This window comes from Mesorhizobium sp. ISC15, from assembly GCF_037162615.1.
In the GTDB taxonomy this organism is placed as follows: Bacteria; Pseudomonadota; Alphaproteobacteria; order Rhizobiales; family Rhizobiaceae; genus Mesorhizobium; species Mesorhizobium mediterraneum.
Map to the genome: position 1 here is coordinate 6631328 of NZ_JAVSPX010000001.1, position 23192 is coordinate 6654519.

The 23192-nt window shown below is 58.8% G+C and carries 17 protein-coding genes and 7 pseudogenes; 8 read left to right on the top strand and 16 right to left on the bottom strand.

The window, feature by feature from the left end; translation table 11 throughout:
- Positions 1-266: 266 nt before the first annotated feature.
- From RPG13_RS31800 to RPG13_RS31825, 6 genes and pseudogenes are all read right to left on the bottom strand, one after another.
- A complete protein-coding gene (locus tag RPG13_RS31800; RefSeq protein WP_337126862.1) occupies positions 267-1667 on the bottom strand; it encodes a hypothetical protein in 1401 nt (466 codons plus the stop codon).
- Positions 1668-2030: 363 nt separating this feature from the next.
- Positions 2031-2784, bottom strand: a pseudogene (locus RPG13_RS31805) (ISAs1 family transposase); the annotation flags it as partial.
- Between the two features lie 181 nt (positions 2785-2965).
- Positions 2966-3091: pseudogene (locus tag RPG13_RS31810) on the bottom strand (IS110 family transposase); the annotation flags it as partial.
- A 487-nt stretch (positions 3092-3578) separates the two neighbouring features.
- On the bottom strand, positions 3579-4979 hold the full coding sequence (gene allB / locus RPG13_RS31815; protein WP_337126863.1) for an allantoinase AllB: 1401 nt from the start codon (positions 4977-4979) through the stop codon (positions 3579-3581).
- Between the two features lie 16 nt (positions 4980-4995).
- Positions 4996-6306: a Zn-dependent hydrolase gene (locus RPG13_RS31820; RefSeq protein ID WP_337126864.1), complete on the bottom strand. Its 1311-nt coding sequence runs from the start codon at positions 6304-6306 to the stop codon at positions 4996-4998.
- Complete coding sequence (locus RPG13_RS31825) at positions 6303-6956, bottom strand: aspartate/glutamate racemase family protein (protein WP_337126865.1); 654 nt, start codon at positions 6954-6956, stop codon at positions 6303-6305. Before RPG13_RS31825 ends, RPG13_RS31820 begins: the two co-directional genes overlap by 4 nt.
- 155 nt (positions 6957-7111) lie before the next feature.
- On the opposite strand from RPG13_RS31825, the gene RPG13_RS31830 reads away from it, so the two are divergent.
- From RPG13_RS31830 to RPG13_RS31845, 4 genes and pseudogenes are all read left to right on the top strand, one after another.
- Entirely contained in the window at positions 7112-8017 is a 906-nt protein-coding gene (locus RPG13_RS31830) for a LysR family transcriptional regulator (RefSeq protein WP_337126866.1), read from the top strand.
- 32 nt (positions 8018-8049) lie between these two features.
- Positions 8050-8273, top strand: a pseudogene (locus tag RPG13_RS31835) (IS630 family transposase); the annotation flags it as partial.
- A 305-nt stretch (positions 8274-8578) separates the two neighbouring features.
- Entirely contained in the window at positions 8579-9853 is a 1275-nt protein-coding gene (locus RPG13_RS31840; RefSeq protein ID WP_442921401.1) for an IS5 family transposase, read from the top strand.
- Between the two features lie 467 nt (positions 9854-10320).
- Positions 10321-11166 carry a helix-turn-helix transcriptional regulator gene (locus RPG13_RS31845; protein WP_337126867.1) on the top strand — a complete coding sequence of 282 codons (846 nt, stop codon included), beginning with the start codon at positions 10321-10323 and terminating at the stop codon, positions 11164-11166.
- Positions 11167-11568: 402 nt separating this feature from the next.
- On the opposite strand, the gene RPG13_RS31850 is transcribed toward RPG13_RS31845, so the two are convergent.
- Complete coding sequence (locus tag RPG13_RS31850; RefSeq protein ID WP_337126868.1) at positions 11569-11940, bottom strand: hypothetical protein; 372 nt, start codon at positions 11938-11940, stop codon at positions 11569-11571.
- A 513-nt stretch (positions 11941-12453) separates the two neighbouring features.
- Here RPG13_RS31850 and RPG13_RS31855 point away from each other — a divergent pair.
- Positions 12454-13476 carry an IS110 family transposase gene (locus RPG13_RS31855; protein ID WP_258120175.1) on the top strand — a complete coding sequence of 341 codons (1023 nt, stop codon included), beginning with the start codon at positions 12454-12456 and terminating at the stop codon, positions 13474-13476.
- Positions 13477-13745: 269 nt separating this feature from the next.
- Here the strand turns inward: RPG13_RS31855 and RPG13_RS31860 are convergent.
- Positions 13746-13922 (bottom strand): annotated as a pseudogene (locus RPG13_RS31860) (IS3 family transposase); the annotation flags it as partial.
- Between the two features lie 359 nt (positions 13923-14281).
- On the opposite strand from RPG13_RS31860, the gene RPG13_RS31865 reads away from it, so the two are divergent.
- Together RPG13_RS31865 and RPG13_RS31870 are read left to right on the top strand one after the other, a co-directional pair.
- Positions 14282-14479 (top strand): hypothetical protein, encoded by a 198-nt coding sequence (locus RPG13_RS31865; RefSeq protein ID WP_337126869.1) that lies wholly within the window; start codon positions 14282-14284, stop codon positions 14477-14479.
- Positions 14469-16541 (top strand): recombinase family protein, encoded by a 2073-nt coding sequence (locus RPG13_RS31870; RefSeq protein ID WP_337126870.1) that lies wholly within the window; start codon positions 14469-14471, stop codon positions 16539-16541. The genes RPG13_RS31865 and RPG13_RS31870 overlap by 11 nt, the downstream gene beginning before the upstream one ends.
- A 23-nt stretch (positions 16542-16564) precedes the next feature.
- Here RPG13_RS31870 and RPG13_RS31875 read toward each other — a convergent pair.
- Positions 16565-16651: pseudogene (locus tag RPG13_RS31875) on the bottom strand (integrase core domain-containing protein); the annotation flags it as partial.
- A 788-nt stretch (positions 16652-17439) separates the two neighbouring features.
- Between RPG13_RS31875 and RPG13_RS31880 the strand changes: the two are divergent.
- Positions 17440-18216: a methyltransferase domain-containing protein gene (locus RPG13_RS31880; protein ID WP_337126871.1), complete on the top strand. Its 777-nt coding sequence runs from the start codon at positions 17440-17442 to the stop codon at positions 18214-18216.
- A gap of 191 nt (positions 18217-18407) precedes the next feature.
- Here the strand turns inward: RPG13_RS31880 and RPG13_RS31885 are convergent.
- The 7 genes and pseudogenes from RPG13_RS31885 to RPG13_RS31915 all read right to left on the bottom strand — a co-directional run bounded on the left by RPG13_RS31885 (position 18408) and on the right by RPG13_RS31915 (position 23066).
- Positions 18408-19420 (bottom strand): annotated as a pseudogene (locus RPG13_RS31885) (1-aminocyclopropane-1-carboxylate deaminase).
- A 257-nt stretch (positions 19421-19677) separates the two neighbouring features.
- Complete coding sequence (locus RPG13_RS31890; protein ID WP_337126872.1) at positions 19678-20112, bottom strand: exopolysaccharide production repressor protein; 435 nt, start codon at positions 20110-20112, stop codon at positions 19678-19680.
- Entirely contained in the window at positions 20021-20338 is a 318-nt protein-coding gene (gene fdxB, locus RPG13_RS31895) for a ferredoxin III, nif-specific (RefSeq protein ID WP_337126873.1), read from the bottom strand. Before fdxB ends, RPG13_RS31890 begins: the two co-directional genes overlap by 92 nt.
- The gene (locus tag RPG13_RS31900; protein WP_337126874.1) at positions 20335-20538 is read right to left on the bottom strand and encodes a CCE_0567 family metalloprotein; all 204 of its coding nucleotides are present in this window, start codon (positions 20536-20538) and stop codon (positions 20335-20337) included. Before RPG13_RS31900 ends, fdxB begins: the two co-directional genes overlap by 4 nt.
- 24 nt (positions 20539-20562) lie before the next feature.
- A pseudogene (locus RPG13_RS31905) lies at positions 20563-21013 on the bottom strand (DUF269 domain-containing protein).
- Between the two features lie 361 nt (positions 21014-21374).
- Complete coding sequence (locus RPG13_RS31910) at positions 21375-22529, bottom strand: TlpA disulfide reductase family protein (RefSeq protein ID WP_337126875.1); 1155 nt, start codon at positions 22527-22529, stop codon at positions 21375-21377.
- Between the two features lie 297 nt (positions 22530-22826).
- A complete protein-coding gene (locus RPG13_RS31915; protein ID WP_337126876.1) occupies positions 22827-23066 on the bottom strand; it encodes a hypothetical protein in 240 nt (79 codons plus the stop codon).
- Positions 23067-23192 lie beyond the last annotated feature (126 nt).

Here is a 23192-nt window from a genome sequence, read left to right on the forward strand (position 1 = left end):
TCAAGACGTGGGGCAGAGCCTAATACCCCACCTAAACACCTAGGCGATTGGGCGGTCGCTTCGCAACATCAGCCCGCGCGCCTACCCAGGACGGCAGTATCGAAACAGGCCGATGCTTTGTACTAATCTAGCTCAATTCCTGGTAAAAATAAAAACGGCGTAGGTGCGCCTCACCCAAAGTTTCGCGACAACTCCTTAGGACAGTTCTCGACTCGACGCCCGAGCTCTTCACGGGGGGTGACATCTTGGCAAGCGCAGGTGGAAATTCAGTCGGTAGCGACCGGTAATAGAATCCCGCTCCGCCCAACGTTCATCACGGCATCGAAGCTTGCGCGCGACTGAAAACCTGCTAAGCGGCCGCCGAATACATAACAGTCAATTCCACACAGCATTTTCTCGATAGACCGGCTTGGCGGGTGCAGAGCCGTAACCTCTCCGGGCCTGACGTACTCTTGAACGACGTACGGGTTGCGCGCGGCCCGGTCGATGTGTTCCTCCCACAGCGTTGAGGATGTGACGGGCCCAACCAGGACATGCTCGCCACGCGTCGCGTTCGTAGGCTTCAGAACAAGATTGGCCTTGTTCTCCCGGATGTATCCGATGAGCTCGATCCGACGCCGTTCTGGGTCAGTTGTTACTCCTGCTCTAACAAGACGGGTCCATGGTATATGGCGTGCAATAAACTCGATCTGCTCGGCGTTGAAGTTCGAGCTGAATCGATCATCGCTAAGTACAGCAAGAATCGCCTTGTCAGATAGTACCCATTCGGCGATCCATGGGTTTATCGATACCACTTCCTGAGCCGCGCAGGCGTCTAAGTAGTCTCTACATTCTATAGAGTCAATCATGTCTCTGACATCAAGTTTGTTGTAAACAAGTTCGATGAGTTCTCCGTCCGGCCCCACTAGGCCACGAGGCGTTCGCTTCATTGCGTTAACGTCTAGCAACGTTGCTGCAGCGCCTACATCTCGTAGACCGTTCACAATCCAATCTACTTCGTTTTTATAACGCCCGCGAAAGTTGACTACGGCGGCGGTTCTGAGTTCTCTGGCAGTCGCAGCCCGATAGGCAGACACCAGCTCCCCGACAAAGCAGTTCGGATCTTTCGCGAAAGGCTGCTTGTCCACGTCGAGTGACAGGCCATGTGTCAATGGGTTGGGTATACGGCTCCAGACTTTCGCGGCGATACCGTTCTGAATAACGCCGCCAGGCCCTCCGGTGTTCGTTTCAATTATTTTATAATTGCCATCGTCGCCGATAAGGCCATCCAGTCGGCATATTCTTACAATCGGCCGATGTTGTGGGAGACAGGTGATCCAATGCCGTAAATGTTTATAGGTTGGAAATAAATCCTGTACGTCTTCATTGCAGCAATACAGCTCAGCGGCGACATCAAGGAGTTTGATCATCACCTCAGCGGTACCGCTGAGGTGATTTGCGAGCCCGCAGTCTATCGCAAGGGGCCGGAGACATACGGGATACGCCCGCCCCTCAAAGTGCATGCCCGCCTCTGCAATCGCGCTGGAAAGTTCGTCTTGAGCCTCCCAGATTGAGGCCGAATCGCAAGTTGCGAGCTCGCAGAGTCGGCGCTCGATTTGTGCATCTGCCTCGCTGATTGCAGGCACTGTCGCAAGTGCCGCTGGTCCCGACCCCATCTGAGTTGTCATAGGCAGCTCCTATCTATTGGCCGTATTGGCATTGGAGTTTGCGCGTCCCGAAACATTCTTGGGCACAGCGCGAGTTTAGCTCTAGCGTCGATACCGGTCAGGCATCAGCAGGCCGCCGCGCGCGGCAAATCCCATCTTCGCATAGCGCCGCGTTGCCGGCCATTTTGTGCCCGTTATTCGCTAACAGCACTCGAAAGATAGTGTGTTGACGTTTTTTCAGGAACTGCCAAATCTGGTGGCTTGACGCCGCCAGGATACGCAGCTTCGGCCCGGTCGGCAGTTCATCTCTGCGGAGGCTACGCTACTATAGCTCTCGACGTAGGTATTGAGGAATGTCTACCTCTTTGCCGCTGTCGAACCACGTGGCACACGGGAAGTTACCGGCCAACGCACGGTGCGGTGCAGAAGCTCGACGCGGACACGCCGCATACTCAATCTCTCGGCAGTTCGCCGGTGAAGCGGCGGGAGCATCATGAAATGGCGCTCGATCTCGGTGCGCAAGGTGGGCTGGTTGGCCTTGACGGCGAGCAGATAGTCGGCGCCAGCCTCGCGGATCGCCGTGGCGATCACGGCATTGGTGGCGATGGCATCGATCGAGACGGGCGCGCCCTTGAGGCCGTCGTGCTTGCCGAGGCACTCCAGCAGCACGGGAATTGAGTCGTCTCGCCACTCTTGTAGGCCACCGCTTCCTAGCCGAGCACGAGGCGTGCGGTGGTGGCGAAGGCCGAGACCAGATGCGGCGGGGCCTTGCCGGCGCTCCCCATCGATAGCGACGAAGTCCGGCTTGCCCGGCAGGTTTGGCGCACCCATTTGGTGAAGGCATCCGAGAACAGCGCTGGATCGACGCGGTTCATCAGCATCGTCAACCAGCGCCCCCCGGCACGCCGTGATGATAGGGCAGATAGCGGCGCAGGAAGCCGAGATGGGCAGCGCCCCATTCGGCAATCCCGTCGTAGTCGTCGCAGTCGCAGATCGTTCCGCAGACAACAAGAAGCAGAACTTCCGCAAGCGGATGCGCGACCCGCCACGGCTCGCGCGGGTCTTCGATCGCAAAAAAGTGCTCCAGCAGCGCCTTCAGGCGCGGCTTCTCGAAACCTTCGAGTCCGGTAATGGTCATAGCGGGGCTCCGAATCATCGAAAGCCACATGAAATCAGATCAGCAACAACCCCAAAAACGCGTTAACCCGAGTTCACAGCCTGGCATCTGCCCCGGCACCCTCGTCGGCGACAGGCTTGTAGGCTAATGTCTTCGTCTCCCCACTCGGACACCGCCATTCAGCACAGCCTGCGGCGCTCCCGCTTAGCACCCGCGCCCAATGGTGCGCCGTCGCGCAGGCATCCATGCCGATGAGGCACGGCTCCATATCACGAAACAACGGAATAAGCTGATCGCGCCGAACTTTTCGACGAAGTACTGCGTTTCCTGCATTTCTGGTCCTTTGATAAGGCCATCCTGGGACATCGCGATGCCGCTGGTCGGGGGCCGGGTAATCGGGGGAGCGAGTCGCCCAGAGAACCAATCAAATCCTTGGAAGGTGGCTGTTCCCCGATAAGATGGAAATACGGGCTCACGACCTGACGCCGGGCCCAGGCATCTGATGAAGAACAACCATGGAAGAATATATCACTCTCGACGTGTCGATAAAAGATGGAGTGGTTGCCGCCCTCCCCAGAAGGCATCGCAATGTGCCAGGATAGTGGTGTTTACAGCCACTGAGCGGAAAGGACGGCAACTGTCCCTCGGCTTTAGCCGCTATCTCATCTGGAGCGGCTGATCAAACCGAGGATTCTTGCCGAGCGACTTTGTCCCGAGATCCCAATCTGCATCCCATTCTTGGACCTGATGGTTTGGACCTTCATTGTTGCGGCGGGTTTTCCTGCGGATTGTCTCTGCCACTTCAAATGCGATGCTCAAGCGACAGCTGCGTTACCGCTCGGGATATTAAACAGTGCATTCCCCGTTTGACCCGGAATGAACTGGCCGAATCCGGGCTCCACGACAATGCTTCCTATGGGCGCTGCGTCTTGGTAAACGACCGTCCCGCGAACCCACGTCCGCTTCACACGTCCGCTCACTTTCATGCCTTCGAACGGCGTCCACTTCTGCTTGTAGAACGTCTGCTTGGGATCTACGACCCACTCCTCGGAGGGGTCGAAAAGGAACATGTCGGCGTCGCCGCCGATCGTGATCGCGCCCTTCTTCGGGTAGATGTTGAAGACTTGTGCCGGTGCTGTCGCGTATACCCTCGCCAGCCTGGTGAGGGGGATTTTGCGCTTGATACCTTCGTTTATAAACAGCGGAATGGCGCTTTGAATGTTGTTCATCCCAGCTGGCGTATCCCAGACCGAGCCTTTGCCGCGCAGCTTCTCCTCGATCGTATAGGGCGCGTGGTCGGTGCCGACGCAGTCGATCTGGCCGTTGCGGATCGCTTCCCAAAGCTTGTCGGCATTGCCTGGAGCACGCAGCGGCGGATTGCATTGGGCGAATGGCCCAACCCGCTCGAAATCATCCGCGTCGAGAAAGAGGAAATGCTGTGCGGTCTCGACGCTGACCGGGTGACCTGCCTGGCGAGCTTCCGCTACGAATCGCGCGCCTTCCGGTGTGCTGGAGTGGACGACATGGAGATGCACGCCCGCGATGATCGCTAGCGTCACGGCGCGCTGCACGGCCTCCCATTCCGAATAGTCCGGACGGCTCTCCATATAGGCGCGAGGATCGTTGCGGCCGGTTTCCTTCAATTGGGCCGTCAGAAACGTGATAATGTCATTGTTCTCGCAATGCACGGCTATCCGGCTGTTGGCCGCGCGGATCGCCCGCATGCCGGCAAGGAGTTCCCCGTCCTTCACCATCGGGATCTCCGGCGAATAGGACATGAATGCCTTGAACGCGATGGGCTCGAGCGCCATCAACTCGCCCACGTGCTTGCAGCTATCCGGCGTTAGCGCCAGATAGAGCCCGAAATCGGCAACCGACTTTTTAGCGGCTTCTCCCTTCTTGAGCAGGAAAGAGGGTTTGTCGACGGTCAGCGGATTGGTGAGCGGCATTTCGAAGACGGTGGTTATGCCGCCCGCGACCGCCGCCATCGATCCGGTCTGAAAATCCTCGCCGGCCGTAAAGCCCGGATCGTTAAAATGGACATGTGGGTCGACGCCTCCGGGAAAGACAATCCGGCCATCGGCGTCGACGGAGTCGCGCGCCGAAAGCTCTTCCGAACTGATCGCGGCGAACTTGCCGTCCTTGACGTAGAGATTGCCGTAATCGACGCGGCTTTCGCCAACGATATGCGCGCGCTTTATAGCCAGATCGAACATGGACGTACCTTTGAAATCAGGAAGAAACGGTTTCGGAAACAAGCTTGGCAAGAAATCGCGAAAGCGCGCGTGCGGCGATCGCGCAATCGTCGAGTGACGAGAATTCGCGTGGATTGTGGCTTATGCCGTCCTTGCTACGCACGAAGAACATCGCAATCGGCAGGCGAGCTCCCAAAATCATGGCGTCGTGGCCTGCCCCGCTCGGCAGTTCAAAAGCCGTAAGATTGATTTCGCGCATCGCGACGGCCTGCTGCGCGCGCAACCGGCCGTCCACGGGTGTGGGGGACAGGGACAAGGTCTTCGTCCAGGACAACTCGACATTGATTGTGCCGGCAATTTCGCTTGCCACATCGACGATCCGCGCCACCAACCTGTCCAGGGGCTCCGCCACGATGTCGCGGATATCGATGCTGAAGCGGACTTCGCCGGGGATCACGTTGGCGCCATTAGGGAATACGTTGAGCTGTCCCACGGTCGCGACAGCGGTATCGCTGGACTGGGCCGGCAACTCGCTGACCGCCGATACGATGCGGCTTGCCGCCACAAGGGCATCGCGGCGATAGTGCATGGGCGTCGCCCCCGCGTGGCTGGCCAGCCCTTTCACGGTTATTTCCAGGGCGACAAGGCCGCAAATGCCACTGACGATGCCGACAGGAAGTCCTTGTCTTTCCAGCACCAGTCCCTGTTCGATATGCACTTCGACAAAGGCGGCTATTTCCGCGGGTTCGCGCCGCGCTTCGATAAAACGCGCAAGCGAGAGGCCTGCTTCCTCCACGACCGAGGAAAAGGACCTCCCTTCCTGGTCGCGCAGCGACCGGAAGCCATCCTCGGGAAGCGCGCCCATCACTGCGGTGCTCCCAACGAACCCGACATTGAAGCTGCTACCTTCCTCTTCGGAGAAGATGGCGATCTCATAGGGGCGCTCGGGTTCGTAGCCGGTGGCCTTCCACATCTCCACCACTTCCAGAGCAAGCAGGACCCCCAGCACGCCGTCGAAATGTCCGCCGTTCGGCACAGTGTCGATATGTGACCCGCAAAGGACGACAGGCAGGCGATCGTTCTTGCCGGAAAGACGGCCGAAGCAATTGCCCGCGGCATCGGAACGGACGTCGAGCCCCAGCAAACGCATCCACTCGCACACCAAATCCTTCGCCTGCTTTTCTTCTTTCGAATATCCGAGCCGGCAGGAACCGCCATCCGCCGTGAGGCCGATCTCGGCAATGGCCGAAAGGCGGCTTGCGAGCCGCTCGCCAGAGAACCCGTTGAGATCCAGCGCGCTGTCGTAACCGGCAAGAAATCGCTCGCTGAACGCTTGCATCGCGCTCATCCGGATGCCAATGCGACGATACCAATCGCCATGGCCACAGCGCTGACGCTCGGGTCGACCACAGGGACTTTGAAGGTTTCCCGCAGAAGCGATTTGTAAGGCGCCATGCCGGCACAACCGAGTACGAGCACATCGGCGCCAAGAGTCTTGAGCCGCGTTGCCGCGGCCAGCACGCGCCCTCTCGCGGCAGCGCTGGTCGGTATGTCCGCCACTGGTATGTCCACGGGCTCGAACCCCACGCAGCGTTCCAGGAGGCCGTAGGAGCGTACCAGTCTCAATTCGGCATTGCGTGTTTCCGACGAGGTCGAGACTACGCCGAAGCGCTCGCCTAAATTGAGTGCCGTGGACAATCCGGATTCGCAGATGCCGAGTACCGGCTTGGCCGTAACCTCGCGGGCGGAATAGAGGCCCGTATCGGCGAAACAGCCGATGACGAAGGCATCGGTGCGCGCCGCTTCCGCCAGGACCAGGCGGCAAAGTGGTTCGATCACGCTGTCTATGTCCCTTTGGGTTTCAATGCCAAGGGGCGCGCCTTCAAGTGTCACACAATCGATCTGGTAAGCGCCGTCGGCGCGCAACGAGTCGATATTTTGATTCATCAAATCAGTGAAAATGCGGTTGCTGTTTGGATTTATCAACAGAACACGCACTGACACTTTTCCCCAACCGATCATGACACTTTGATGACGATAAACGCTACGCCGTACCTGTTTGAGCTATCGAATTTAGTCCGAGCAAATTTATGGTCTCGACAAGGGAGACGGCGCAAGCGAAAGTTTCGCATACTCAAACCTGAGAAAAACTAATGCTTAGAAACCACCGCCGTCTTCCACCGCTGAATTCGCTACGCGCGTTCGAGGCGACGGCCAGGCAAGGCTCGATCACGCGGGCGGCGGAGGAGCTGGGTGTTACTCAAAGTGCTGTGAGCCACCAGATAAAGGCACTCGAGGCTTATACGGGGGTGACGCTGCTCGACCGGCGCGGCAACAGTTTTACGCTAACGCCTGCCGGGCTGCGCACTATGAGTTCGCTGCGGGAGGGCTTTGATTTGATCGCCGATGCGGTGGCAAACCTTAATACGCCTGAGATCCGTGGCGAAGTTGTTGTCAGTTGCCCGCCCGCCATGACGGCTCTCTGGCTGGTCAAGAGTATAGGCGCATTTCTCTTGAAACATCCTAGGATCCGGCTGGGGTTGCGTTCATCGACCTCGTGGAAAGCCGTCATCGGCTCAGACGTGGATTTATGCATCCGATATGGCACCGGCATATGGGAGAACCGACGCACAACCTTGCTCAGCGAAGTCGATCTGTTTCCGGTGTGCAGTCCTTCCCTTGCTGCGGGGCTGCGGTCGCCAGCCGACCTCAGGACCGTGCCGCTGCTCTATGCGATCGACGACAATGAATGGGATTCATGGCTCTCGTCCATCAACATGAACGAGTTGCCGCGAATGCGGCACTACATGGGCAACGATTTCGCGATGATAGAAACGGCCGTCAATGGATTTGGAGTGGCTATGGGCGACAGCGTGACCTGTCGTCATTATCTGGAGTCCGGTATATTGGTCGCGCCTTTCTCGGAGCGTAAAAAGTCAAATTACTCATTCTATTTGATCGAGAGGTCCAACTCGGAAAAGAAACTTGCCACCCTATGCATGCGCAATTGGATTACTGCTAATTTTGGAGACACTAAAAGTCAAAGTTCGAATGCTTAGTTTGGCTGCGTGGGAACGAGGCCGTAGACGGGTCATCGTGTTCCTGGTTGAACGCCGTCGAGGGCTTCTTCGCAAGCTCACACGGCGACGACTGAAAAATGGTGTCTTTCATTCCGTCGTTGATCTTCAGGCAGCCATCAACCGCTTTACCAAAGAGCACAACGAAGACCCAAACCCGTTCATTTGGAAAGCAGACCCTGACAACATCATCGCAGCCGTCAGACGTGGGCACCAAGTGTTGGAATCAATGCACTAGGCGGTGTCGGCCCAGTGTTCGGCGCGGCGTCCGATCCGGCGAAGAGCATTCTTGCGCTTGAGCGCGCGGTCGGAGGATGGACCGCGCGACTACGTTGTCGACCGTGAACTATCCGCAAGCCATTAATCTGGCATGTTGATTGAGGCTGACGTTGCCCCCAGTTTCTATCCAGTTTTGAGTTCGTTTCCGGCGTGGGTTGTGCCCTGCTGGGCGGGTGAAGCGACGGGCGCTGGCGCGGAGCCTTTGGCATAGCGCAGCGCGAGCGACCGTCGCGGGTTGAAGGTGCTGGCGAACTCGGCCGGTGTCTGCCAGGCGATTTGGGAGTGCGGCTGGCGCAGGCGATCGACTGGCCTGTGCTGGAGGAGCGTTTCGGCGCCGTCTATTCGGACGGCCCCGGCATGCCGCCGCTGCCGATCCGGCTGATGGCGGGGCTGGCGATCCTCAAGCACACCTTCAACCTGTCGGATGAGGTGCTGTGCGAGCGCTGGGTGGAGAACCCTTACTTCCAGTATCTCACCGGCGAGACGTTCTTTTGCCATACGCTGCCGTTTGACCGCTCCTCGATGACGCGTTGGCGCAGCCGTATGGGCGAGGAGCGGATCGTGGCGCTGTTGCAGGAGAGCCTCAGCCTTGCGGTCAAGACCGGGGCGATGAAGCCGGCCGACACGCGCCAGGTCATCGTCGACACGACCGTGCAGCCGAAGAACGTCATGTTCCCGACCGACGCCAAGCTCATCCACCGGGCGCGCGAACGGCTGGTGCGGCTGGCCAAGAGGAACGGGCTCCATTTGCGCCAGAGCTATGTGCGGGTCGGCAAGCTGGCGCTGATCAGCCATCAGCGCTATGCCCACGCCAAGCAGTTCAAGCGGGCGAACAAGGCGCTGCGCAGGCTCAAGACCTATCTCGGCCGGACCATTCGCGACATCTCTCGCCAGATCGCCGGCGATGCGGGGCTGGACGCGCTCTTCAAATGGCCGCTCTACCAGGCGGCCACCGTTCTCGAGCAACGCCAGCGCCAGTGCGGCCGCAAGATCTACAGCCTGCACGCACACGAGGTAGAATGCATCGGCAAGGGCAAGGCGCATATGCCCTACGAGTTCGGGGTGAAGGTGTCGGTGGCCACCACGCTGAAGCGCTCCAAGGGTGGCCAGTTCGCCCTGCATGCAAAAGCACTGCCCGGTAATCCCTATGACGGCCACACGCTGGCAAGCGTCATCCCCGACATGGAAAAGACCATCGGCAACGAGATCGGCCGCATCCTCGCCGACGCCGGCTATCGCGGCCACAACGCACCGCAGAGCCACAAGTTCAGGGTCTTCACCGCCGGCCAGAAGCGCCGCGTCACCCCAGCCATCAAGCGCCAGATGTGGCGGCGGTCGGCGGTCGAGCCCGTCATCGGCCATATCAAGAGCGAACACAGAATGGCCCGCAACTACCTCGCCGGCCAGCAGGGCGACGCCCTCAACGCCATCCTGGCCGCCGCCGGCTACAACTTCTCCCTCCTGCTCAGGTGGCTGAAGGATTTTTTGTCGCTCTTGATCGCCCTGCTTCAACTTCGGCCGAAGTCGGTCGCCGCTTAGAGCCCGGATTGTTCACGGTCGACTACGTTGCCATTGAACTCGGCCTGGCCGTTTTCGAGGAGTCGCGAGAGCCCTTCCTGGCGTGAGAGCTTTTCTCGCGGATTGCCTCTGCAGACTTGGTCTACTGACGAGTAGGTCGAGCTTATCACGCAGCCATGCGTCGAGTCCCGCAATGATTAAAGCGCTCATTTCCCGCCGCGCGAGGGGCTCGTTGGCCGATTGGCCCAACGGATGTCACCCTCGTAACCTAATTAATATTGTAATCGCAATTGTACAAATCCGCAATCTCACAAACTCTGGCGTAACTTACACTTCAATCAAAATAACTTTCTCCGTTGCGCAGCCTGATAGAGCTTTGGCGATGTCGGCTTGCGATGATGCGCACAGGCGACAACCTAGCAGCCGGCAGCTTTGTGCACCTATGCACCAGTGACGACATTCGGTGCAATTGGCTGCGGAGGAGACAAATGGAACGCCCGCCAATGACTGCGGTCTCTGAACGTCAAGAGCTGGCCACCGAGTCGTCAGACCGGTTTGCTATGATCTCATCGGCCCATTCCCCGAATGCAGTCGGGGATACGCTTGCAATCAAGTTCGACCGATTTGTCGAGCAGACTGATGGTGTCGCTCAATGCAAGCAATTGTTCGAACTGCTATCTGCGTTTGCCCTAAATTTTGGTTGCCCGTGGATCGCCTACGGCTCTCTAGCACCCGAGCGAAAATTTTCGAAGCCGTTCCGGCGCGGTCCGACAGTCATGGTGAATTTTCCTAGTGAATGGCAGGAGCGCTATTTCGAAATGGGATATGACAGAATAGATCCGATAATTAAAGCGAGTCGAAAGCGGTCAGGCGCCTTTCTCTGGAGTGAAGTCTACGACGACGAAAGCACGACCGAAGCAGAACGCCGTGTTTTCGATGAGGCAGCAACGTTCGGCGTAAGGTCCGGCATTACCGTTCCATTGCATGGTCCCAACGGAAGATTAGCATTCATGAGCTTTGCTCAACGCTGCGACAGGACACTTCAAAATAGAGCAATGACCTACTTGCAGCTTGCCGCAGTTCATTTTCATCGAATGGGTGCGAAGTTTGCAAGTTTGAATGAATTCGATGCAGGCCCCGTTCTTTCGTTTAGGGAGAGGGAGTGTATCTTGTGGATATCGAGAGGAAAGTCGTCATGGGAGATAGGAAAAATTTTGGCGATATCTCCCAATACAGTTAATTTCCACTTGAAGAACGTGAAACACAAATTGGATGCTTCTAGCAGAACGCTTGCGGCAATAAAAGCCGTAAGCCTTGGAATTATTGAATCGTGAAACGACGTCAAAAACGTCATCCTTAAGTCACGTTCCGTCTGTCCGGCGGCCCATTCATCACACGCTTGATGGGCATCCTTATCTTCCGAGGTCAAAGGGCGCGCTATGGCCACATTCTTCATTGGAGCGCCGTGAGGACCGAGATGGCAATCTGCCGACTTCCTCGGAGAGCCAAGATCGACAGCCCTCTCCGCCGAGAAGGAGGCCGCCGTCGTCGGCTTCCGGCGAAACGCTGCTGCACTCGACGACTGCCTTTGCGCTTGCCGCCGACGGTCCCGCATCTGACGCGCTTCCTCGCATCGTTGCCTTTAGTGCCATAGCATCAGCAGTCTGCCAGGCCCTAGACTTAGACTAGGGTGACAAGCCAGGACGAAAGGCATCCAGAGTTGAGGATCCGAGGCATTACTGCGAACTTCCCCGGGCTTTAGTTGCACGAACGAGCAGCGAGCTAAAAGGCGAGCGCCGTTTAGCCATTCTTGACCCAAACGGTTCGCCAATCGATCCAGGATACATCCGTTCGTGGATCTGGCGCGCCAGTAAAATGGCGCGCTCATAATCGCCCTCCAAGTGGACGCGCAGCACTGAAGCGATCAGCTCCGTCACCGCAGTTGTTGATTCAATTGAGACCGAGCAAGTGCCTGCCATCTTGGCCAGCCGCACGGCAAAATCAATGTCGTTTGTGACGCATATGCCGGCTCGGCTTTTGTCTTCCACACAGATCACGCTCATGTCGTGTTGATTAAAAAGCGCGAGGGATGTTGTCGCGTTCTGCAAGGCTGGCGCACCATATCACCGCTGCGTCCGGGGCTACTGTGACGGAATTGGGCGTCCCCATGGCCTGTTACGATAGTGCCCGTGACGACTCCGTCGCTGGGCTATGTACCCAGCAACTCGACCGTAATCTTCAGGATCGAGAAAAGATGAGCCTCCGAATTTCAGAACGGTCGCGCTCATGTGCCCACCAATCTTGTTTTTCTGTTCAAGTTGTCGATGAGGGGTGCTGCAGATCACGACACCGCTCCTTTGAGATCGCGTCAAGCGCCCCCTGTGTATAGCCCGAGAGGATGCACACAAACTATCCAGGAACCGGGCTCTCAAAAACTACTAGGATCAGTAGGTGGCAGCTATGGATGCACTCGGTGCGCCTTACACTGCACATGGTGCATGCGCGACTCAGGCTCGGCGCGCGATTTGACCTGCTGACCTGATGAGGTGGACGGCCTCCGCTCCCGGCATCGCAATGTGCCAAAGTGTGGCTGTCGAAAGTCACATGAGGGAGAGTCGTCCATGGAGAAGGTTAGCACAATCGGTCTGGATGTCGCCAAGCACGTGTTTCAGGTGCACGGCGTTGACGCGCAGGGCGCAGTGGTTGTCCGCCGGAAGTTGCGTCGCGACGATGTAGTCGCATTCTTTACGTCCTTGCCGGCGTGCTTGATCGGCATCGAAGCCTGCGCAACGAGCCATCACTGGGCTCGTGTCCTCACGGCTCTGGGGCATGAGGTTCGCCTGATGCCTGCGTCATACGTCAAGCCATACGTGAAGCGGCAGAAGAATGATGCTTCGGATGCCGAGGCAATCTGCGAGGCGGTCACGCGACCGACGATGCGCTTTGTTCCGACAAAGAGCGAGGAGCAGCAGAGCGTGTTGATGCTGCATCGCGTCCGCGAGCTTTTGATCCGGCAGCGGACAATGCTGGTGAACGCCTTGCGCGGCCACTTGGCGGAGTTGGGCATCATCACTCGTCAGGGTGCTACAGGGCTGAGCATGCTCGTCGCGTTGGTTGAGGACGAGGGGCACGACCTCATTCCCCCGCTTGCCCGATCGGCCCTCTTTCTTTTGGTACAGCAATTGCGTGAGGTGCACGAGAAGGTCGGTGAGCTGGACCGACAGATTCACATCTGGCATCGTTCGCACGAGTTGAGCCGTCGCCTCGAAACGATCCCCGGCATCGGTCCGATCACCGCCAGCGCAATCGTTGCGACCGTGACAGATGCTTCCCTGTTCAAATCCGGCCGGCAACTCGCGGCTTGGCTTGGCCTGGTGCCGCGACAGAACTCATCCGGAGGAAAGGATCGGCTCGGGCGGATCAGCAAGCAAGGCGATCCCTACATCCGTCGCCTTCTTGTTGTGGGAGCCCATGCCGTGCTTCGCTTCTGTCGTAAGGGCAAAGCGGCACCCACTCGCTGGGCTGCCGAGCTTCTGGCGAAAAAGCCGTACAACGTCGTTGCGGTGGCCTTGGCAAACAAGATGGCCCGGATCGTCTGGGCGCTGATGACTACGGGCAAGCGCTTCGCGGATTCACCGGCGTAGTGACGTAGTCGCAGAGGATGCACAGAGGTTGGTGAGGTGCTGATGGTGTGATGACGGACGGTCGAACCGGGATCGGAAAAACCCGCTCAGTGGGTGCCGCTCAAAAAGCGCGTTGACCTGTCTGGGATCCGATCCGCGGACTTCATCAAGGCCAGCGGCATGAACAGGCCGCACTCAAAGGCCGAATACATGCCTGCACCCGACCAACCTGTCATCAATGTCAGAAAGCCCTTGCCACGCGGAGGCCGTCCATACATGCCACTGAACTGTCATCCGGCGGCGATTAGAGCCTCAGCTGTTTCTGTTACGCCGTAGGGCGCGGGTTGAGCAACCGGCGGAGACGCGAAGCCCATATCGAGCGGAGCGGCATAGCCGGTTGCGGCGAGGGTTCCGGCGAAGGCCGCCGGGGTCTGGTAGGCGAGCGAGGAATGAGGCCTCGCCGTGTTAAACAACACGACGAAAGAACGCCCACAGGACCGAGGAACGCAAGTTTCTTTATCCATGGCATCCTTGGGCCGGGCGTTGTGTTCACGTTCATGAGGTGATCGAGAAGACAGACCGGGAGGTTTTCCGCTGCAGTCTCTTCGGCCACGCCTCCGATCGGTGGCTGGAGGTTCCGGCCTGGATGTTTGATCGCGCGGTCTGCACCACGTGGCGCATTGCCGCTGCCCACATGTCGATCCCAGAACGCTTGGCGTCTTGGTGACACTGCTGCAGGACTCGACGGCCAATTCCCACACCCCATCGCAATTGGAGGATTCGGGCGCAGCATCGGGTCCTCACGACGCGAATCGGGGAGAGGTCCATGCCGCGCCAGCCTACGACATATCAGTTCGATCTGTTCTCCAACCCGCACGACGCGCAGACCGCGCAGATCCCACCATGGCAGGCGCTGCCGGAAGAGACGCGCCTGACGCTGACAAAGCTGATGGTGCGCCTGATACTCGACCACGTCGACGGCGAGCGCACCGTTCCACTGGAGGAGGCGCGCCATGATGCATGAGAAGATCCGGCCCCACCATCTGGAGCGCAAGGCGATCCTTTATGTGCGGCAGTCCTCGCCCCATCAGGTTCTGCACAATCGTGAGAGCCGCGCCCTGCAGTATGCGATGCGCGATCGCCTGGTGGCACTCGGCTGGTCTTGCATCGAGACGGTCGATGACGATCTCGGCCGCTCTGCTGCTGGCGGGGTCGCGCGAGCGGGCTTCGATCGGATGGTCGCCGCAGTCTGTCTCGGCAAGGTTGGGGCGGTTGCGGCGCGGGAGGTATCGCGCTTCGCCCGCAACAGCCGCGACTGGCAGCAGCTCATCGAGATGTGCCGCGTCGTCGATACCGTGCTGATCGACCAGGAGACGGTCTACGCACCGCGCCAGGGCAATGACCGGCTGCTGCTGGGATTGAAGGGCAGTCTCAACGAGTACGAGCTCGATCTTCTGCGTCAGCGCTCCCTGTCGGCCCGCTATGAGAAGGCCCGGCGCGGTGAACTCGTCGTCGCTGCCCCGGTCGGCTTTGTGAAGGTCGGCGACCGGTTGGAGAAGAATCCCGATCGTCGCATGCAGGAGGCCATCACCCTTGTGTTTGATAAGGTGGCGGAACTCGGCAGTGCCCGCCAGGCCCTGCTCTGGTTCCTTGAACATGGGCTGGATTTGCCTGCCAAGCGCAACAATGGCGATGTGGTCTGGCGCAGGCCAAGCTATGCGACCATCCACCGAATGATCGAGAACCCGATCTACGGCGGCGCCTATGCCTATGGTAAGACTCGTGCTGCGTCGGGATATGATGCAACAGCCATTCGCTCGCGCAGCCGCCGTAAGGCGCGTGATGAATGGCTGGCGCTGATCCCGGGTGCACACGAAGGCTACGTCGGCTGGGAAAGGGCGGAAGCGATCCGCAAGATGGTGAGCGACAACGTGCCCACGAGCCGGCATCACGGGGCGCCCAAGCATGGCGACGCTCTGCTCGCCGGCCTTGTCCGCTGCCGACGCTGCGGCCGCAAGCTGACGGTCCGCTACACGGGAACCAAGCACAACATTCCGCGCTATTCCTGCTGGCGTGGTCTGCTTGACAATGGCGAGCCGCGTTGCATCGCCTTCGGTGGACTACGCGTCGACGATGTCATCGAGGAAGCTCTTCTGCGGGTTGTCGAGCCGGGAGCGATAGCCGCGGCCGTCGAGGCCGAAGCGCAAGCGGCCAGTCGCCGCGATCAGGTCCGCGATGCCCTGATGCGCGATCGCGAGGCGGCACGCTACAACGCCGATCGGGCGTTCCGGCAATACGACGCCATCGATCCGCAGAACCGGCTGGTCGCGGCGGAACTGGAGTTGCGATGGAACCGGGCACTTACGCGTGTCGGCGAGATCGAGAGCAGGATTGCCGCGCATGATGCCTCGACATCGGAGCCATCACTGCTGTCGCCAATACACGTCACCGCGCTCGCCGCCGATCTCAAGGCTGTGTGGGCGGCGCCGACGACGGATGCAAGGCTCAAGAAGCGCATCGTTCGTACCGTCATCCGGGAGGTGGTCGCCGATATCGATGACGAAGCGTCAGAGATCGTTCTCCTGATCCATTGGGTTGGCGGCGTCCATACTGAACTGCGCCTGCCGAAGCGGCGCCGTGGACAGCGCAACAGCACGTCCGGCGATATCATCTCGGCCGTCCGCCAACTGGTGCTCATCGCCAATGATGATCTGATTGCCGGTATCCTCAACCGCAATGGGCTGGTGACCGGCCACGGCAATCGATGGACACGCGAACGGGTCACCGCGCACAGATCGCATCACAAGATCCCGGTCTTCCGGCCAGCGGCGGACGGCAAAGAGCCATGGCTTAACCTGAACAAGGCGGCGCGCCTTCTCGGCGTTGCACCGAAGACCCTCAGGCTCGCCGTCGAGGCGGGTGAGATCGAAGGCATTCATCCTTTACCGGACGGTCCGCGGGTCTTCAGCCGATCAACGCTTGACGAACCGGCGGCTCAGCGCATCGTTCATCGCGCGCGGCAAAACCCAAAATACCCCATGGGATCGCATCCAGATCAGCAAAGCCTATTCACTTCAACGACATAGACAGATGGGTGTTATGAAACAGGATTTAAGTCCTGCCTCCATTCGGCGATGGCGCTTCGGGCGTGATCGAGGCCGAAGAACAGGCTCTCGTTCAACAGCTCATCGCGCATCGGCGGCCAGCGAGAGCGCGGTCCCTAATGCGGCGACAGCATTTTCGATAAGCCAGATCATAGGGCGACGTCTCGCTGATGCATTCGGAAGGTCCCCTGCATCGAATGTGCCAGAAAGGAAATATCATCAAAGCAACGAGTTAGCAGATTTGTGATCCTGTCGGGGATCCGACATTGAGGGCAAAACCTTGCAGCGGCGGCGGATTTGCACGTCGTGGTCGCTATTGCCGATAGGCTAACAGGGCAGCTCCGCACCGGTGCCTGGGTCCGGGCACAACGTCCGTTTCATGGCTGCCGCCAAGGTCGGGGGAATCCTGGCCAATAATGAACGTCCGGTCAGGTTCCTCCAGAACAATCTCGCGATCGAGCTCTCTACGATCGCGGCCGCCTTCGGGCGGCACCATCTCAGGGGGACACAACCAGCGGTTCCCGAATCGACGGTCCGCGCACACGGAAACCCACCCGAACTGGAGCAACTGTCCATTGACGAAGGCGCGCAAATTCGGCTTTTCCCCTTCTTAGAAAGCTTTGCTCGCTTTCCACGATTCAAATGGTACTTTCGGCCGGTGAAGGCGAGTCGCCCCGTACCGGACCAATCGCCGCGGTGTCCTTGATCTCTCGATTTCGGATACTTCGCAAACGCTTCTATTAATATCCTTGGGTGTCCGACAGGCACCGTCAACCATGACCAAGGAACGCCGCTATGTCGATGGCAGTAAGGGACTTCCACTCCCTACATCATCAAAGGAGGTAAAGAGAGCCGGGAACGCCTTGCCGTCATTTCGCGCGTGCTGGCGCCTTCAACGCAATCGCTGCTCGATCGCTCCGAGCCGCTTTCGGGTTCCACCGTGATTGGTGCCGGCTGCGCGGGCGGAGATGTAAGCTTCGAGTTGGCGCAGCGGGTCGGGACAAATGGCCGCTTCGTCGGCATTGACTTCAACGAAAGCAAGCTTGTGCTGGCGCGCGAAGAAGCCGCCGCGCGCGGCATCGGCAATATAGAATTTCACAACGCGAACATACTCCATCCCTGGCCGGCGGACGGAGCCGCGCTGATTCCTGTCCGCTTCGTGCTCACGCATCTTGCCGATCCTGAACGACTCCTCGAACGGGCATGGGAGGCGCTCCTGCCAGGCGGCGCGATCGTTACTGAGGACATCGACTACGGCAGTCAGTTCTGCGATCCACCCTGCCCGGCTTTTGACCGCTATGCCGAGCTCTATGTCGAAGCGGCCCGTCGGCGCGGCGCCGATCCTTTCATCGGGCGCAGGCTTGTCCGCCTCCTTGAAGGCGTCGGGTTCGCGGATGTCGACTCAGCACTGGCGCAGCCATACGGCCGACCAGGGGACGTCAAGCAGGTTCCGATGCTTACTTTCTCGGCAATCGCTAACGCACTGACGTCATCGGGTATTGCCACCAGCGACGAGGTCGGTCGTGTCACAGCCGAGCTCGACGCCTTTGCTGCGCGGCCTGATACCACAATGTCTTGCCCGCGCATCTTCCAGGCTTGGGGCCGAAAGCCTGTGGGCGCTCAGTTCCGACCGTCCAAGAGCGCGGCCATAACCTGAGGGACCATAGCTGACAGATTTTCCGCAATGAGCCCCAGCCCGAGCGGCGAGCTGCCTCGGCACGCACGGGACGGCCGCGCGGCCGCCTCAGAATGCTGGCATCCTGGGCCAGAGAGCCGGCTAAGCGGCCTCGAACGAACTTTCAGCTCATCGCCGCACGGCAGGACGGTGTAATCGAAATCTGTCGAGCGTCAGCCGTTGCGGAAGGTGTAGCCGTAACCGTTGATCGCGGGCGCGCCGCCCAGATGCGCGTAGAGGATCTTCGATCCCTGTTGAAAGAAACCTTTCTGGATAAGGTCGATCATCCCTTGCATTGATTTGCCCTCATAGACGGGATCGGTAACCATGCCCTCGAGCCGCGCGCATAGACGGATCGCCTGCTTGGTTTCCTCGGATGGAATGCCATAACGCGGGTACGCGTAGTCCTCGAGCAACACCACGTCGTTCTCGACGGGTTCCGTTCCGAGCTCGACGAGCATCGCTGTATGTTGGGCAATGCTAAGCACCTGCGTCTTTGTCTTTGCGGAAGTGGCAGAGGCATCGATACCGATCACGTTGCGCTGTCGACCGTCCTCGGCGAACCCGACGATCATGCCGGCATGCGTTGAACCCGTGACAGTGCAAACGACAATGTAGTCAAAGGCAAACCCAAGCTGTTTCTCCTGGGCGCGCACCTCCTCGGCGAACCCGACATAGCCGAGGCCGCCGTACGGGTGAACAGACGCCCCGGCTGGTATCGCGTAAGGTCTGCCGCCCCTGCCTTGACCTCATAAAGCGCTTTTTCCCAACTATCGCGGATGGCGATGTCAAAGCCCTCGTCGACCAGGCGCACCTCTGCTCCCAAGATGCGGCTCAAAAGAATGTTGCCGACCCGGTCGTAGACGACATCCTCATGTGGAACCCAGCTCTCCTGAACCTGGAGACATTTCATGCCGATCTTCGCGGCGACCGCTGCCACAATCCGGGTGTGGTTTGACTGCACGCCGCCGATGGTGACGAGCGTATCGGCATCTGACGCGATCGCATCGGGGATGATGTATTCGAGCTTGCGCAGCTTATTTCCGCCGAATGCGAGACCGGAGTTGCAGTCCTCGCGTTTGGCGTAGATTTCCACCTTGCCTCCTAAATGCTTGCCGAGGCGGTCGAGCTTCTCGATGGGCGTTGGTCCAAAGGTGAGCGGATAGCGTTCGAACTTCTCCAGCATGATTTCTCCAGTAACAGGCAATTGACGTAAACCAGCTGCGCACCGGGGTTATTGATACGCTTTTCGTTGAAGTCAGTGCGTTGGTTATTGAGACGAAAACAATCCCAGGCGGCAGGTTTCGGGGCCTAAGGAAGTGGAAATACCGTATCTTTGGACGGGAATGACCCCACTGCATTCGGCTCGAGCGTGACAGTGTTCCTCCAACAATCAGCTAGAATTTTTAATTTGTTGGCACGTGACTCCAAGATCACGAGCCCTCAAGGGAGGAGCATCGATATGCCGAGCATTTGATTGCGCAGGGACACATCTGAAGCTTCATTCCTACCCTCATCATCATCGGGCGACTGGTATCGGAGTTGGTGGCCACGATCCAAAACGTCAGCACTTTGGCGAGCTTCGCGAGCGGAACCGGATCGCCAGATCAGAAAGAGCACGCTTGCGAAATATACCACCTGGAGCAGCAGCGAGCAGGCCAGCGTCGTTACGATCGCGAGCGGGATGGAATGGGAAGCGAAGCAAACAGTCACAGCGTTGGCGCACAGGGCCAGCCCCAGGGACGCAACGCGGTTCTCCTGGTCTCGTCTCGTTAAATCCTGCTGCTCACGCTGCGATCTGGTCGGCCGCGACATGGGTCTGGCAGTTCTTAGGGCAGACGCGCCCGCAGGCTCCGCAACCAATGCATCGGCCGGCATGGTCGACGACCATGATCATGCGATTGAGCTCACCATCGAAGTCGTCGTCACCGCCGTCGCAGGCGCCGAGGATTTCACCCGCGTCATCGACGCCGTAAAGATGCATGACCTCGCGCGAGCAGACCTTGAAACAGCGGCCGCAGCCGATACAGATCTTGCCATCTATAGCGGTCAGATATTCCGGCAACCATATGGAGCCGTCGCGGCTGATGAAAGTGCACCTCATCCTAAACTCTTCATTTTGGCGAGCTCTCTCCTGGCAGCATCCAACTCGGCATAAACGGCGTGCGTTCTCTCGGCGACCTCCTCTATGTCAGTCCATTTGACCGGGAGACCCTCAGCAAGGTCGCGCAAGTTCGTTTTAGCAATTGCCGCGCGCAGCTGCAGCTTTCGGACTTTCTTCACCATCTCCTCCAGGTTTGACATGATCCTCCCTCGAAATCCGTTTCTTCACGCTCGCGCCGCGTCGGCTATAGCTGCAGTCGCATCGTCGACCAGTTTCGTGCCGGAATCTGCGAGTTTCCGGAAAGTCTCGAAGCCGAACCGGTGGACGTCTCGACAGGACGACCACTGCCGACCGTAAAAAGCACGCGCCCGTGGCCCATTGGTTTCATCTCCGTGTTGGCGATGCCATCACGCCGCGCTCCTCGATCGCAAGCCCCACTGCGGTGTAAAACATGTCGAGCCTCCACAGCGCGTCCGGATCAGATCGCCGATGATCGAATTTCCGGCGCAATTCCTTCGTGATGATGAAGTCGGCCAGCAGCTCGGGATCCGATTTGCCTTTGCGGGACCCGGAGGACTCGTGAGCACGAACCAGCCGCGCAAGGAATTCAACGAGCGGGGTGGCCAGGGCCGCCTTGTCATCGTTGACAGCAGGGCCAAGCGCTGCGTGAGACATTTCGTTTTCCTCAATTTCGGTGCTCGTCATCGAAAGACGATTTCTGCTTTCATGTACGCGGATGTCGGGCCCGCTTGCGCAGCCGACGTCCGGCTTGGCCGGGCCGTTTCCACGTAAATGCCGTCCTTTTGGCCGAACTTGAACAAGTCCTGGACCGTGACGTCTTCCACGACGGGCCAAAATCGCGTCGAACATCGCGCCCGCGGCGATCCGGTTGAAGGTCATTAAGACCCGAGCCTTGACCTGCAGCGAACGACCCACCCTGTGCTGCATGGACATACTTACAGCGGGCACGCCGCAGAAAGCTGGCGAACTGACCAGGGTTCCATTCCACTAGTGATCCCTTTGCGATCTTTGCTCATCAGGCGATTGCGCTTTGATTTTCAGGAGCCTTGTTTTGCGGAACCACGCAAAGCTGCGCGTAGCAGGCGTTCTCACCCGTGTAGTTGGCCAGGGCTTGGAGCAATGGGGTAAGGTAGTACTGTTTGATGTGGTCCGGCATCGTCTCCGGATCACCAAGAGATTTCAGTGCCACCTCGATCAACTCGATCGCGCGATCTTTGTTGCCGCTCTCGTAATAATATTGAGCGACCGGGACGTACCAACGGAATTTAAGGGGTCCGTCGCCTTGCGGAGGATTCAGTGTCAGGATCTGTTCCGAGAGCTTGTCGCCCATTGCGATGCGCTCAGCACGGGGGAGATGGGAGTTGTCCATCGCGGGATCGAAGAGTTGGTTCAGGGCCATGACCATCCAAGACACGGCCTCGAACTTTTTGTCGATCGCGTCCTCGACTAACTGTCGCACGGCTGGCAAGCCGGTCTGCATGTCGCGCAGCTTGTGAAGGAGTAGATCCACATGAGTTTCCCGGAACCCGATATAATCCGGCATCAAGGCGAGGCCTTCTTCGATGGCCGAGAGTGCTGCCGTCCAATCCTCGGCCTGCATCGCCGGCTGAAGTTTGGCATATATTGGCTTGGTAACCGATAATTCGCGCGCTGTGCGTTGGTTATTGGCGATCCGGCCGATATCGGCCGCTTTGGCTTCATCGCTGCTGCGCCAGCTGCCGTTGAGAACATTCGGTAAAATGTCATCGAGTTCCGACGGGTGTCCGATGAAAGCGATGTGGCCGTCGCGATCGACGACGAACGAGGTGGGAATCCCGAGAGAAGAACTGGCTTCCATCCATAGTCTGTCCATTTCGCCTGTGTAATCGAACGCGATCCGATAATTCAGATTCGGGAACCTCTCGGTCAGCCACGCATCCAACTTGGTCCGCGCCTCGTCCGCGGTTGGAGCCTGTTCGCTAGCTGCGACTCCGACGACCTCAAATCCGCGGTCTTTATATTTCTCTTTCAGTTCCACCAAATGCGGCATAGCCGCCACACAGGGTCCGCATCCGGTCGCCCAAAATTCAACAAGATACACCTTGCCGGACTGAAAGTTGGCGAGGGGCTCGCCACGCAGCCAGTCGTCCACTTTGATTGGAGGAGCCGGGGACTCCATACGCAACACCATGTTGTTCTCCAAAGCTCTATTCCCCACACCTTTTCTGGCGTTTATGCGCGAGTTGGCTCTTCTCTCAAAAAGGAACACACTGAGGTGACCATCACTGGGTCTTGCGCGTTCGCATGCGGTCAGCCCTCACCCATTATTGCCGCATCTCAACCAGCAAAGGCCATGCCAGCGCGCTTAGCACGCCGCAAATGTATGATCGGGCTTGGAAAAAGGTCCAAGGGCACCGACACGGCCGGTTCTCTTGAACCCGACATGTTTTCTGCCGCTGTCGAGTTCTGGACACGCATCACTCATGCGTCAGTCGCCTCGGGCAGCGAAGAGCTTGGCCATCTTGCGTACGGTGAGATTGGCACCGGCTCGTAAAGCAGCAGCACTTCGGCGCCCCTCGAAAGTGTGCTGACGACTGGATCCCGCGTGCAGCGAACGAATGCCCCACGGCTCATGGCTGATCTTTTCTCCTAGCCCCGATGAGCCCAGCGCGTCGGGTGCGAGCTGCCGGATGTTGCGTAGCTGTTTCGCTAGATGCAGAATCAGCATTCGCGATCCGATTTTTCGCCACAGACCTTAGGAAGCATTGCAGGTTCCACCACCGCGGTGCTCGGCTTAGCATCTGCTCCGCTCGTGGGCGAAGCGGATGCCGCCGTCGCCGCGAGGAATAAGCCC

Coding starts and splice junctions, on each gene's coding strand:
- RPG13_RS31890 (WP_337126872.1), bottom strand. CDS start 20,112: ATGCCGGCCGATGCATTGGTTGCGGAGCCTGCGGGCGCGTCTGCCCTA.
- RPG13_RS31800 (WP_337126862.1), bottom strand. CDS start 1,667: ATGACAACTCAGATGGGGTCGGGACCAGCGGCACTTGCGACAGTGCCT.
- RPG13_RS31870 (WP_337126870.1), top strand. CDS start 14,469: ATGATGCATGAGAAGATCCGGCCCCACCATCTGGAGCGCAAGGCGATC.
- RPG13_RS31915 (WP_337126876.1), bottom strand. CDS start 23,066: ATGCTGATTCTGCATCTAGCGAAACAGCTACGCAACATCCGGCAGCTC.
- RPG13_RS31900 (WP_337126874.1), bottom strand. CDS start 20,538: ATGTCAAACCTGGAGGAGATGGTGAAGAAAGTCCGAAAGCTGCAGCTG.
- RPG13_RS31830 (WP_337126866.1), top strand. CDS start 7,112: ATGCTTAGAAACCACCGCCGTCTTCCACCGCTGAATTCGCTACGCGCG.
- RPG13_RS31865 (WP_337126869.1), top strand. CDS start 14,282: ATGCCGCGCCAGCCTACGACATATCAGTTCGATCTGTTCTCCAACCCG.
- RPG13_RS31845 (WP_337126867.1), top strand. CDS start 10,321: ATGGAACGCCCGCCAATGACTGCGGTCTCTGAACGTCAAGAGCTGGCC.
- RPG13_RS31855 (WP_258120175.1), top strand. CDS start 12,454: ATGGAGAAGGTTAGCACAATCGGTCTGGATGTCGCCAAGCACGTGTTT.
- allB (WP_337126863.1), bottom strand. CDS start 4,979: ATGTTCGATCTGGCTATAAAGCGCGCGCATATCGTTGGCGAAAGCCGC.
- RPG13_RS31820 (WP_337126864.1), bottom strand. CDS start 6,306: ATGAGCGCGATGCAAGCGTTCAGCGAGCGATTTCTTGCCGGTTACGAC.
- RPG13_RS31910 (WP_337126875.1), bottom strand. CDS start 22,529: ATGGTGTTGCGTATGGAGTCCCCGGCTCCTCCAATCAAAGTGGACGAC.
- fdxB (WP_337126873.1), bottom strand. CDS start 20,338: ATGAGGTGCACTTTCATCAGCCGCGACGGCTCCATATGGTTGCCGGAA.